At 37.7% G+C, this 12824-nt stretch carries 13 protein-coding genes; 6 read left to right on the plus strand and 7 right to left on the minus strand.

Translation table 11 applies throughout. The features are described 5' to 3' along the window. Position 1 precedes the first annotated feature (1 nt). Positions 2–208: a hypothetical protein gene (locus ACLHDG_RS09260; RefSeq protein ID WP_415405943.1), complete on the minus strand. Its 207-nt coding sequence runs from the start codon at positions 206–208 to the stop codon at positions 2–4. Between the two features lie 12 nt (positions 209–220). Next, positions 221–427: a hypothetical protein gene (locus tag ACLHDG_RS09265; protein WP_415405944.1), complete on the minus strand. Its 207-nt coding sequence runs from the start codon at positions 425–427 to the stop codon at positions 221–223. 187 nt (positions 428–614) lie between these two features. Here ACLHDG_RS09265 and ACLHDG_RS09270 point away from each other — a divergent pair, with 187 nt between their 5' ends. The 4 genes from ACLHDG_RS09270 to ACLHDG_RS09285 all read left to right on the plus strand — a co-directional run bounded on the left by ACLHDG_RS09270 (position 615) and on the right by ACLHDG_RS09285 (position 3007). Continuing rightward, positions 615–1022, plus strand: coding sequence for an arsenate reductase ArsC (locus tag ACLHDG_RS09270; RefSeq protein WP_415405945.1), 408 nt, complete (start codon positions 615–617; stop codon positions 1020–1022). Then, on the plus strand, positions 1019–1276 hold the full coding sequence (locus ACLHDG_RS09275; protein WP_415405946.1) for a hypothetical protein: 258 nt from the start codon (positions 1019–1021) through the stop codon (positions 1274–1276). Before ACLHDG_RS09270 ends, ACLHDG_RS09275 begins: the two co-directional genes overlap by 4 nt. Then, the gene (locus ACLHDG_RS09280; protein ID WP_415405947.1) at positions 1276–2538 is read left to right on the plus strand and encodes an arsenic transporter; all 1263 of its coding nucleotides are present in this window, start codon (positions 1276–1278) and stop codon (positions 2536–2538) included. The genes ACLHDG_RS09275 and ACLHDG_RS09280 overlap by 1 nt, the downstream gene beginning before the upstream one ends. A gap of 94 nt (positions 2539–2632) precedes the next feature. Beyond that, positions 2633–3007, plus strand: a complete 375-nt coding sequence (locus ACLHDG_RS09285) for a hypothetical protein (protein WP_415405948.1) — start codon at positions 2633–2635, stop codon at positions 3005–3007. Here the strand turns inward: ACLHDG_RS09285 and ACLHDG_RS09290 are convergent. Both ACLHDG_RS09290 and ACLHDG_RS09295 read right to left on the minus strand, forming a co-directional pair. Then, positions 2996–4000 (minus strand): AAA family ATPase, encoded by a 1005-nt coding sequence (locus ACLHDG_RS09290; protein WP_415405949.1) that lies wholly within the window; start codon positions 3998–4000, stop codon positions 2996–2998. The genes ACLHDG_RS09285 and ACLHDG_RS09290 overlap by 12 nt on opposite strands. After that, the gene (locus ACLHDG_RS09295) at positions 3997–5385 is read right to left on the minus strand and encodes a hypothetical protein (protein WP_415405950.1); all 1389 of its coding nucleotides are present in this window, start codon (positions 5383–5385) and stop codon (positions 3997–3999) included. The genes ACLHDG_RS09290 and ACLHDG_RS09295 overlap by 4 nt, the downstream gene beginning before the upstream one ends. A gap of 336 nt (positions 5386–5721) precedes the next feature. Here ACLHDG_RS09295 and ACLHDG_RS09300 point away from each other — a divergent pair, with 336 nt between their 5' ends. Further along, positions 5722–6324 carry a DUF2238 domain-containing protein gene (locus ACLHDG_RS09300; protein WP_415405951.1) on the plus strand — a complete coding sequence of 201 codons (603 nt, stop codon included), beginning with the start codon at positions 5722–5724 and terminating at the stop codon, positions 6322–6324. A 168-nt stretch (positions 6325–6492) separates the two neighbouring features. On the opposite strand, the gene ACLHDG_RS09305 is transcribed toward ACLHDG_RS09300, so the two are convergent. From ACLHDG_RS09305 to ACLHDG_RS09315, 3 genes are all read right to left on the minus strand, one after another. After that, positions 6493–9069 carry a M14 family zinc carboxypeptidase gene (locus tag ACLHDG_RS09305; protein ID WP_415405952.1) on the minus strand — a complete coding sequence of 859 codons (2577 nt, stop codon included), beginning with the start codon at positions 9067–9069 and terminating at the stop codon, positions 6493–6495. Positions 9070–9233: 164 nt separating this feature from the next. Next, positions 9234–10673 carry a hypothetical protein gene (locus ACLHDG_RS09310; RefSeq protein ID WP_415405953.1) on the minus strand — a complete coding sequence of 480 codons (1440 nt, stop codon included), beginning with the start codon at positions 10671–10673 and terminating at the stop codon, positions 9234–9236. A gap of 24 nt (positions 10674–10697) precedes the next feature. Further along, positions 10698–11603, minus strand: coding sequence for an ATP-grasp domain-containing protein (locus ACLHDG_RS09315; RefSeq protein WP_415405954.1), 906 nt, complete (start codon positions 11601–11603; stop codon positions 10698–10700). Positions 11604–11716: 113 nt separating this feature from the next. Between ACLHDG_RS09315 and ACLHDG_RS09320 the strand changes: the two genes are divergently transcribed. Further along, positions 11717–12820: a M20 family metallopeptidase gene (locus ACLHDG_RS09320; RefSeq protein WP_415405955.1), complete on the plus strand. Its 1104-nt coding sequence runs from the start codon at positions 11717–11719 to the stop codon at positions 12818–12820. Positions 12821–12824 lie beyond the last annotated feature (4 nt).

A 12824-nucleotide genomic window follows, 5' to 3' on the forward strand; every position in this document is an offset into this window, starting at 1 on the left:
CCTAGTAATCATACTTCCCTGCTTCTATATCTTTTTCGATATCAGCTACTGCTTCTTTGATGATACTTATGAGTATTTTGGCTGCTTTATTATCATCCGCTTCAGGTACATCCCAGTCAGTGATAGTCATATTGGCTCTAAAAAGAAGTTCAACCTGTTTTTTAATTTCTGATTTTCTACTATCTAACTCTTTTTCTATAATATCCATAACATACTCCTTCTACATTAAACCTAATTCGGCCAATATAGGCTTTATCTTCTCAGAGATAAGTTCCAGATCTTTTGCCCATGTATCCATTGCCCTATCGTCTGCTATCCACTCTTCTATCTTTTTAAAACTGGCACTCTTTTCTTCTTCAGAGAGTGTATTTGAGTTTTTTATAGAGTCTTTTATCGTTTCTAGATGTTTCATGTTTGACTTACTCATTATTAGTTCCTTTTTAATGTAATACTTCTATTGTACCATGAATTTAATAACAAAAAATACAAATAAAACTTTTATACATCAAGATATCTTGATGTATTTATAAATATATGCTACAATGCGCACATAAACGTACATCGGAGTTAAATTATGCATACAAGAACTAAAGTTCAGTACAGTAAGGTACTAAATGCCCAATCGTAAGAAAGTACTAATACTCTGTACAGGAAACAGCTGCCGTTCTATCATTGCTGAAGCACTTATCAATGCTGAGCTTGAAGGCATAAGCGCTGAAAGCTCAGGCGTAAAAGCTTCTGGGAAGGTTAATCCTAATGCTAAAAAAGTCTTGGAGGCTGAGGGGCTCTGGAGAGACAGTTATCACTCTAAAACACTTGATACTGTAATAGACAATGATTATGATCTTGTCGTTACAGTCTGTGGTCATGCTCAAGAGACTTGCCCTATGTTTCCAAAACCAGTGAAGACCATTCATGTAGGTTTTAAAGATCCTGATGGAAAAGAATATGCAGCATTTGAAGAGACATTAAAATTAATTAGAAATGAATTATTACCTATAGTTGAAAAGGAACTAAGATGAACAAAAATGTATTTAAAACAAATGAAGGTGTTAAAATCTCATTTACCGGTACAGTAGAGAAACAAAATATCATTAAAATGGTAGAGAACTGTAAAACAGGTTCATGCGAATGTATGACAGATGAGACCAAAAAAAAGATAAACAACATGGAAGTCTCAGGTAAAGATGGAGAAGTTAATCTAAATCTATCCGGTGATGTGAGTAAAGAAGAGATAGAAGCTGCTCTGGCTAGATCAAAGGTACTCAACAAATAATGTTTTTAGCCTCTTCCCTCTTCCTCATTACCCTCGTCTTTGTCATTTGGCAGCCAAAAGGCTTGCAGATAGGAACAACAACTGTCATAGGTGCTATCGTTGCCCTGCTCATTGGTGTGGTAAGCTTCCAGGATGTTATAACCGTTATAGACATCGTTTGGGATGCAACACTGGCATTTATAGGGATCATCATCCTTTCTATGGTTCTTGATGAGATAGGTTTCTTTGAATGGGCTGCTATTAAGATGGCAAAAATGAGTGGTGGCAGTGGTAACAAAATGTTTGTTTATATACTACTTCTTGGTGCTTTGGTTGCTGCATTCTTCGCAAACGACGGTGCAGCACTTATTTTAACTCCTATTTTATTGGCAAAGATGAAATACCTGAAAATGAAACCTCTTGCGATCTTTGCATTCTTAATGGCTGGTGGATTCATAGGTGACAGTGCATCAAATCCTCTTGTTATCTCAAACCTTACCAACATTGTGACTGCAGGGTACTTTGACATAGGTTTTATGGAGTATGCCAAAAATATGTTCTTACCAAATTTACTGAGTATTATCGCATCCATAGCTATATTATGGATATATTTCCGTAAAGATATTCCACTTAAAGTAGATGTCACAACACTTCCCAAAGCATCCTCTGTCATAAAAAACCAAACGATGTTCAAATTTTCCTGGTTCTTTTTGGCACTATTGATGGGTGGGTACTTCATAGGTGATCATTATAACCTGCCTATCTCTCTATTTGCACTTGGTGGAGCATTGATCTTCCTTGCCATCGCTAACTACTTTAAAGCGGTTAAACCTATGAGAACCATCAGGTCTGCCCCTTGGCAAGTGGTATGGTTCAGTATTGGTCTCTATGTTGTTGTGTATGGTCTTAAAAATGCAGGATTAACAGATGTTATTGCTTCCTGGATCGAAACACTTAGTCATCAGGGAGAGGTCGTAGCCATTATTGGAACAGGTTTTTTATCTGGTATCATCTCTGCTGTGATGAACAACATGCCAACGATCATGATCATGGATATAGCCATCGACAAAGTGGGGTATGTAGGAAATGAAGCACTTGTTTATGCAAACATATTAGGAAGCAACCTTGGACCAAAAATGACCCCTATCGGCTCACTGGCTACCCTACTGTGGCTTCATGTACTTGCTCAAAAAAGTGTAAAGATAGGATGGGGAGAATATATGAAAGTAGGACTTGTGATCACACCACCTGTTTTACTTGTGGCTTTGCTGGGGCTCATATAATCTTATTTGCTTATTTTGTAGATAAAACTTTAGTCTCATCTACAATTTAGTATACTACTATCTAATTTTTAACGTATTACACAAGGTCAACATTATGAAAAAAATACTTATCGCTGTAGCTCTTTTTACTATACTCATCTTTCTTCTAATCAATCAAAATTTTGAAGATATGCAAATAAGTAAGTATGAGAGCCTAGAAGAAGTGAAAAACAATAAGGCTATACAAGGAGGCTGGATTCCTGCTATCCTTCCAGCCTCTGCTTACGACATTGTAGAGTCACATGATCTAGATACAAATACGATTTTTGGTAGTTTCAAATACAAAGAGAAAGATGAAGAAACATTTATACAAAATCTAACAGACCTCAATAGTGCAGATGATATGTTAGAGTGGGGAAACTTTATTTTTAAAGTTGATAAAAATCTAAATCAAGTTAAGTTCAGAAATAGACCGACTTTAACTCAATAAATAAGCAAACTCTCTAACCCATTCACCCCAGGAGTCAGACCCTTCAACGTCTATCCCGTTTTGCTGCATATCTTTTACCAACATGATCGAAAACTCTCCTGGGAGTTGTAGTGAAAATTTCAAGACATTGTCTATGGCTGCCTCACTTGAATTTTCCAAAAGTGCATTCACAAGTCCTATAGCAAGTGCCATCATGACTTTCGAATCTTCCTCTTCCAACTCGGTAAGTGAGCCATCAAGTATGGTATTAAGATCAGGAAGATCTTTCATAACCTTTTTGAAACTCAAGTATCCTATTGCCGCCTCTCTCCCTACAGCACCACTAATACTATCTAATATCAAACCTGCTTCTATACCTGATTTAATAATACTATCAACGTATTCCCATGATCTTGGTGTAGCAAAACTTTTTTCATTCGAAGAGGCATCAAAAGTAAAAAGCATGGACTTATCGTAAGCCAAATACGCGATGATAGCACTCTCTATTTTTACAGAATATGCCCATGCTTTCCAGTCATTAAAGTCTACTTCCATTTCAAAGTGTACAAAACGGTTTGCAAGAGGTGGCGGCATTTTGTAAACCACTCCACGGTCATTTTCACGATTCCCTGCAGCTATGATACTCCATCCTTTTGGAAGTTCATACTCCCCTACTTTTCTATCAAGAATCAGTTGATACGCTGAAGCCTGTACTGCTGGAGGTGCAGTGTTTATCTCATCAAGAAATAAAATACCTTTTGAGTCAGGCTTTGAGGGTAAAAAGCTTGGCTTTGCCCATACACCCTCTTTGGTCTCTGCATTGAAAAATGGGATACCCTTTAAATCTGTAGGGTCAAGAAGTGAAAGACGTAGATCAAGAAACTCTAACTCTTGTGATGCGGCTATCTGCTTCACGATAGAAGACTTCCCTATCCCAGGTGCACCCCATATAAATACAGGTAACTTCTTCACAATAAGTTTATTAACCACTTTCGTTATATTAGATGCTTTCATATTATATTCCTGGAATTTTGGTGGTGTTCTATAAAGACTTTATTTTTTGTCAATGCATTTTGTACACGTGTGTCTATCTTCAGTATATCAAGTAACTCTAAAGGAGTAGTCTCATTTGAAGCTAAGCCTTTATTGATCTCAAGTTCATCACGTTCAAAAAGTTCACACAAGATAGGTTCTGGTGTCGCAGAATTTGAAGCAAGTGCACTCATCATCTCTAGCTCTTTTGTAAATGTATCATAGAGTGACTGAAGTATCTCTACAGAGAGATTTGGATTGCTTGCCAACGCTGTATAGGTTTCCAGTACCTGACGTTTGTACAAAGTCTCCAATGACTTCGATGAGACTGTAGCATTAGAGCTAAGATTACACAAAAGCATTGCATCATCTTTTTGTATCAAACTATTCACCACTTCTTCACTTAAGTTCTCGTTGGCTCCGATGGTGGCGAAGAGTTCATGCCCAAAGTTGTATCCTTCTATGAGAGTCAGACGCTTTTCGTTAAGAGGCTGCCACCAAAATAACAATGCCAATACAGCTTCGTCTTTTTCTAAAAGTGTTGCAAATATATCATCATTAATATTTCTATTGCTTGCTAGAGATTTATCTATAATCAAAGAGTCTTTTTTTGCAAAGCTTTCTAAGATGTTTAAAGGCACAGTCAAGTTACCTGCTAAAGATGCATCTACTTTCACATCTCTAAGGCTTATAAGTTTCGTTATCACTTCTTTGTCTACATACTTGTTTCTAGCGATAGTTTCTCTGAGTGTCACACTCCCTTTTCCTCGTACTAAAAAACTAAAGTTTGGAAATCCTATTAGTACCATAAGCATTTTAGGGTCACTGGCTTCTGTAGCAAGACGTCGCAAAGTCAAATAACTATAGAGTAAGTCTTCTTCATTAGGTTTAATGTCAATATACCGTCGTAACACATAGGTGATCACATCACGGTCACCCGTATGATCATCTTCATCTTCATGCCATTCATACATACTTAAAAGCTTGACAAACAGTTCATCTGCTATATATTGATTGCCTAAAAGCCTAAAGATACGCTCTTGATCGTTAGAAAGTTTGATGACCATAAGAAGTTCATCATCATTGATACCTTCAGAGAGTATCTTCTCAAAGTCTATAAGTTTATAAAGAGGTACTTTAGCATCATAGACCATGTTAGAGATATTTTCTTCTACAGGATTGAGCTGATGATGCTCCACAACACCCACAACACCCTCTTCATAGTTTGTGGTCATAGTGATGTTATATTTTTTGAGGAAACGTGCAGTTTCTTCTTTGGTAAAAATACCTTCACGTCCAAGAAAAAGGAATCTCTTACCCTCTGAAGTGCCTAACAATGTCTCTAATGAAGGTTTTTCTTGTGCCATATCATCACTTTAAGTGTTAAATTTGTCTTAGTATAGCATCTTGGGTTTTAAATAGGAGTTAATTAGTCTTATTAATCTGTAAGTGAGAAATTTTTACTACTGTACAAGTAATGAAATGTGGGTGTGTTGGTTCATATATTTTGTATCTACTTCTTCCCATAATTTTATCTTTTTTCTTGTATTATAGTCTATAGGATTATTAAAGGTTAAAAATATGTCATATTGTCATAAAAGTTTATACTCTTGTATGCATTCCCACGTACAACGTGGGAACGAAGAAATGTATCTATTAAAAATCTGGCAAATACGGTATATTGTGGGAAGGAATAAATAGTTATGTTCAAAAAAACCTTGGTGGTCATATTTTTTATATTCTGGATTACGCTGGCCATCAACCCGGTTGATCCTGGTATATGGGCACTGGAAAACATTCTAGTCGTCACGGTATTCCCCGTGGTGCTTTGGCTCGACAGACTTTATAGCTTTAACAACTGGACCTACCTCAGTCTGACAGCATTTGTCATTTTGCATCTATTTGGCGCACACATGACCTACTGCGGCATGACTTATTTCATCTGGTATTCAGACTGGTTCGGTTGGGAACGAAACTACTACGACCAGGTAATCCATTTTCTGTTTGGTCTGATGGTGTTCGTGCCGTTTTTTGAAATATTTTACCATCAGGGTATTTCCAAAAAATTAAGCTACCTGATTGCGTTTTTATTCATCACTAGTGTCGGTGCTTGGTATGAAATCCTAGAGTGGATCACCATGGTGGTGTTTTGCCAACAACCGGACGAGGTCTGTTCAGAGGCCATCACCCAGGGGGACATCTGGGACGCACAAAAAGATATTGCCTATGCCATTATTGGTTCGATTATTGCTCTACTATTACATAACCTATGGGGCAGAAAAACCAGTAAGAAGGGGACGGAGTGATTATTTATTAAGCAAACTATTCACTGGTCAATATTTAATCCCTCCGTCCGCTTTAACCCTAAAATGGCAAGTTCATTCGGTGGTAATGAATATACTAGGGGTAGCACATAACAAACCGCTCGTAGTGACGCTTCACCGCTGTGCGGTTCGCGCACCACAGCTTAAATGTTAATACTTCTCCAAAGGATTATATTTCACAATCGCAGGAGATGAAAAGTTTGGTACATCATCATAAGAGAATACCGCATAATATTTCTCTTTATCAAATGAAGCAAAGTTATCGTAAGTATAGCTATCTTTACCACCATAGATCTTTACGCCATCCATAAAGTGTCTTGGCGGATGAAAGCTGTTTCTTACAATGTAATAGCCGTTGAGAGCTTCATCTTCTACTTTATCCCAGGAAAGTTTGATCATCTTATTTTCTTTAGATATCTTAAGATTCTCAACTCCTGCTACGGGTGTACGGCGTTTCTCAATGTACTTAACCACTAACTCAGTATCTGAGTTCCACTCGACGATTCTGTTTTTCATACCTAAAGAAGAAGTAGGTTTTATGACAAGTTTAAGTGTTTTTCCCTCTTGGTGCATCTCATCCAAAGCAATTTTAGAGAGTGTATCAAACTTGAAGTATTGACACTCTTTTGTACTAAGGTCAGACTCTGCCACTTCGTAACCGATATACTCTATCTTCTCACGGTTTTTGACATCTTCATATGTTCCTATTTCATCCACCTCTACCAGTTCAACATAATAGCGCACATCAGATTTTTTCTTGAAACTGTTATTGTTTCGTATGCGTAACGCACACTGTGTGATCATTGTATTTTCAGGATCAGGAAGCTGCGAAAGATCAAAATTTAGGTATCCATAGACTCGATGCCCCTCTTTATCAAATCCACTCTTAAGCCCCTCTTCTACACTGTCTCTGGAAATCGTTGAGAGTGTAGATGCAGGAAGTTTGATCTTCTCATTTTCTACTGTATATTTAATATCTAATATCGGTCTATAATGGATACCTCCACCATATTGACCATAACCAATGTCAAACTGCATCATTTGACTGTCTTCTCCATCTGGAAGTGTTTTAGGCCCATCTACACGGAACACAGCAGATCCATTTGCGATCTCTTCTTGAAGCAGTTCACACTCTTGACGTGAGAATGTCCAAGAATTCCAAATACCTTGAGTCAATTGGCTTGATTTGATCGCTTTACCTATGCCACCTTTAGATCTGGCATTTTCTATCTCATCAAAATCTGTAACTTCCGCAAAACTGTTTGCCTCAAGCAAAGAGAGGTTCCACTGTCCAAACTTCTCTATCTTTGCACCTACACGATTCATAGGATAGAGGTAAAATCTTGCAGACTTAATAATGGCATTTTTAGGAATAGAGTCAAAATCAAAACTCATCACCGCATTACAGATACCCTTTGATTTGTTAATACCTACAAAAAGAGAGTTCAGACCAAAATGTGATCTGTTCTGCTCTTGTGTATACTCTCCTACATAACCTGTTCCACTTTTATTTGCAAAGATAAGTTTGAAGAATTCATCATCTTCAAGCCCTGTACGCACTTTTACGATAGGAGCAAACGGAGACTTGTATCCTGTATTTTTATTGACCGCTCTGATGGTATAATGATAGTTCGTAGAACTGGCAAGATCCGTATTTTCAAAATAGTTATCTCCTGCGATACCTATCTTGGTACGCTCATTACAGGCATCTTTATCTTTTGTACTTCTGTAGATCTCAAAAAAGATATCATCTCTTTTTTCATACTTCCATACCAGTTTTACAGAAGTAGCATCCCTACGCTCTATAGTAAACTCATCCACTCTGCGAGGTGCATAAGAAGAGTAGTTTATCACTTCACCAAATGCCATTTTAAGTGCAGGTATGTTTTCATTGATACTTCCACTCATACTTTTCATATAGTCAGGAATATTTTTTGTTCCTACCTCTACAACAACAGCAATAATACCTTTGTTGTAGTAATACTCTCTCCCAGACCCGCTTATAAGTCCCGCAGGCGGTTTTCCTCTATGGATACCATACTTTCTACCTGTAACCTTGGCAAACTCATCATTCATATTGGCACAAAGGACATTCATATCTGTACCGTCAACCTCTGCTTCATGCATAAACTTATGTGCAGGGAAGAAAACATTTCCTTGTGAGTGATAATCAAATGCAATGGTGATATTGTCATGCGCATCAACAAAATCTTTGATAGCTCTTGTCTCTGCTTCTGAAAAAGGCTCTTCTCCACCATATACATTTGAAGAGGTGTCTTTCTGCTTTACAAACCCTATAGAGAAGTTTCGGTTAAGGTCCACACCGATGGTACCATCATGGTTTTTACGTCTGTTCTTACGCCAAAAAGAAAAGTGCTTACGTGAATACTCATATCCATCAGGATTAAGACATGGCACCATATAGATCGTTGACTCAGTCAAAGACTTTTCAAGTTCAGGGTCTACATCCTGGTTTTTAGCCACATAGTCTATAAATTTTAACGCCAACTCATGCCCGATCCACTCACGTGCATGTACAGATCCGGTATAAAGCATAGCCGGTTTTTCATCCGCTGTTTCTACATTTTTAGATATTTTTGCAAGGACGATATCACGTTCTTCATAGGTTGTACCTATCTTAATGATCTCTATAAGATCAGGATGGGCTTTTTCCATCATATAAAGAAAGTCTAAACTCTCTTGATAAGACATATATTGTTTTTTCATATTTTATTATTCACTTTAAATTTATTTATATTTAGTCTCGAAAGAAATCCCTTTGAATACATATTTCAACTTAATAAAGTTTCACTTATTAAACTCAAATATGTGCCCTGATCAAAGGAAATGTATACATTCCCACGGAAGCCGCAGGAACGAGAAGTCTATTTCTATTTCAATTTACTTTTAAACTCTTCCCACTCTTTCATAAGTTTAGTGAGGAATTTTTTCTTAAACCATGAAACTTCTTCTACAATTTTATCTGGTGCAGTTTCTAAAGCATGTACGATCTCTGTCGTATCAAATTTGTCCATAATTTGTTCAGCTTTTTTCTTTCCTATACCCTCAACAGAAGTTAAAAGTTTTTTTACCTTTTTTTCTGTTAACACGATTATATCTTCTTGTTCATTATCGTCTGAACTCTCATCACCTTCATCAAGAGGTGTATGCGGATTACTTTGAGCATGTACTTTTCTTATAGTTTTTCCATAATTATCCTGGAAATTCCATTTTTCACTTGGCCACTCTTCTTTTGTTCTATCTTCCGTGGGAAGCATTGGGTAAAGTGAATCCATCTCGTGAAGGTACATTTCACCCTCTTCAGTTTCTCTTACCTTTTTATCAAGGAAATATGCTCCATCATAAGAAGGTGTATATTTACCAAATGTAATATAACGAAGTGTTCTAAGCACTGATGGATCCATCTTACCAAGCTCTTCCCAGTTGAAAAGAGGAATATTTGGCTTAGCAAATCTACCATCAGAGAATTTCCACATAAGGTACTGACCTATCCAGTCTCTGATGTATGGGAAAGCAGCAAATGCTGTAGCACACTCCAATATACGGTACTTACCATCTGCTCCTACAGCCACATCACATGCCCAGTACTCAGCATTTGCTGCTTTAGAAACTTGTACTGCAAGATCTAGCAGCTCTTTAGGAACATTCATATAGTCCATGCTTCCACCCTGAGAAGTGTTGGTCAACCACTCACCCTCTGGAGCTCTTCTCCAGAATGCACATACAGGCTTATGACCTATAAGCATTACTCTGACATCTGCTTCCATAGGTACAAAATCCTGCATATAGACAGGATGGTATTTCTTTTGTGCAATGAGATTATGTGCTTCTTGTTTAGAGTCTACTTTATGTACAAAGTACCCACCATAGTTTGAAGGACCGTAACTCTTTTTAACGATCTTTGGAAACTTAGTTTTATTGATGAAAGATTCTGCTTTGCTTTTATCATAAAAAATATATGTTTTTGGGATAGGTATATCATACTTCCATGCAAAACGTGTTACATTCTCTTTAGACTTGTTAGAGAACTGTGTATCCAGTGAAGGGATGAACTGTACGTTTGGAAGTTCTCTCGCGATCTCTCTAAATGTCTCATATGCTGTTGCAGGGATATTACCGATAAGGATATCGATCTTCTTACGCTTTACTTCTCTTACAAAACGATCTTTGTCATTTTTCCAGTGGTACGTTACTGTCTCTATCTTATCTGGCCAACCTCTGAAGTTTGACTTGTCAAAAAATCTCAATACATAATCAAGATAGAGCATTCCTAGTTTTGGTAGTTTTTCTTTGTTCTTTTTCTTTGCCATTTTTTTCCTTGTTTCCTTGTTTTCTTATTTTTTTGTTTTTCGATCGATCATATCTACGATCAAGTCGATCTTTTTCTTGTTAAAGTCCAATCCCATTTTCTCTTGCTCCGGTGTTGCAAAAGCAGGAATACCATTTACCTCAAGTACCACATACTCTTCTCTCTCCAGATCATAGATGATATCTACACCTGCAATGTCTGTACCACAAACCTTCGCAGCTTTTTTTGCTATAGCGATCACTTCATCATCTGGGTCACGTAAAAAGACTGAACCTCCACTTGTAACATTGGTACGCCAGTCTGTTTTACTTGCTTTACGTCCATAACATCCTACAAACTCACCATCAACAATATCTACACGGAAATCCGTATTATCATACTTCACAAACTTTTCAACATAGAAGAAACGTAAGTCCATCTGGTTAAGGAATGGTAAAAGTGTATCAAGTGTCGCTTCACTCTCTATCTTGGTAAGACCTACTCCACCCCAGCCATCTGTTGGCTTATAGACCATCTTGTTCCATTTTTTCATGATAGACTTAAGATGATTACTATCATCTCTATGACAGAGTTTAAACTCTGGCGTAGCTATACCATGTTGTTGAAGAAGAAATGAAGTCTGAAACTTATCTTCAGTCAAAGCAAAAGACTCATAAGAATTGATCATCGGCATAATGCGATTGAGCGCCTGATAGAGAAACATTTGGTACTGTGTCTGCTCTCCAGCATTATAAGAGAAGAAGAGGTCAAGTTCATCGACTTTTACTTTATCATGATTATGAATGATATGTCCATTCTTCGCCACTGCATTACGTAGATTAATGTCAGTAATCGTTTCAATACCTCTATTTTTAAGCTTTTTTACAATCTTCTTTTGAATCTTATCTCCACCACCATTACTGTAGAGCCACATACCAATTATTCTTTCCATACCCTCTCCCCCATTTTGATAATATTAATCTATTATTTTACTATATTTTACTAAAATATCTTCAGAGGTAATAGTAAAAATAAACCATACCTATAGGTATTTAGAGAGAAAAAATGAGTAAACAGAACTTCGAAGAACTAAAACAGATCATAGAGATCAACTCCTGGACCAAAAATAAAGAGGGTGTTGACAAAAATGGTGAAATATTTGCATATTGGATGGAAGCTTTGGATTATAAGCTTACACGTTACCCAAGAGAAGAGATAGGAGACCATCTACACCTTACCTCTTCACAGAGAGAGGGTAAAAAACTACTTTTACTGGGACATTTAGATACTGTGTTCCCACCTGATGCCTTTGAAAAATTCACCGAAGATGAAGAGTGGATCTACGGTCCGGGTGTCTGTGATATGAAAGGCGGTAACTACGTAGCCCTTCAGGCACTTAGAAATGCTTATCAGAAATATGGAGAGATACACAATATTGACTTTCTTCTTGTCAGTGATGAAGAGACTGGAAGTGATGACAGTAAACATCTCTCAGCTAAACTGGCAAAAGAGTATGACTACTGTATGGTCTTTGAGGCTGCAGGTGTGCATGATGAAGTAGTTACAGGACGAAAAGGTGTCGGTACTTTCTTCATAGATATAGAAGGTATTGCCGCACACGCAGGTAACAACTACGACAAAGGAGCTGATGCCAACCTCGAAGCTGCCCATAAACTCACTCAGCTCGTTGCTTTAACAGATCTAGAGAAACATACTACAGTCAATGTAGGAAAACTCACTGGAGGCATCGGTGCCAATACCATCTCACCTCATGCTCACCTAACGTTTGAGTTACGTTACACTAATACAGATGAAAGAGACAGAGTCCTTAAAGCAGTAGACGAGATAGTGGCACATACACACGTAGACGGCACAGAGTCAACACTCTCAGGAGGCATCCAAAGAGATGTCATGCAACCCTCAGCTGAACAACAAACTTTCATAGACCACATCAACACACTTTGCAACATCCAACTCCCTACAGAAAAACGCGGTGGGGTCAGCGATGCCAACATCATCTCATCCCAGGGTGTAGCTACTTTAGACGGATGGGGTCCTTACGGGGATGGAGATCATACGGTACACGAGAGAGCTTCTAAGAAGAGTTTTGAAGAGCGTATTGATCTGGTGACTGAGATATTTACACACTTTTTAGAGGGGAAGATATAGACCC

Origin of the sequence: Sulfurovum iocasae (genome assembly GCF_047716765.1) — a bacterium.
GTDB lineage: Bacteria > Campylobacterota > Campylobacteria > Campylobacterales > Sulfurovaceae > Sulfurovum.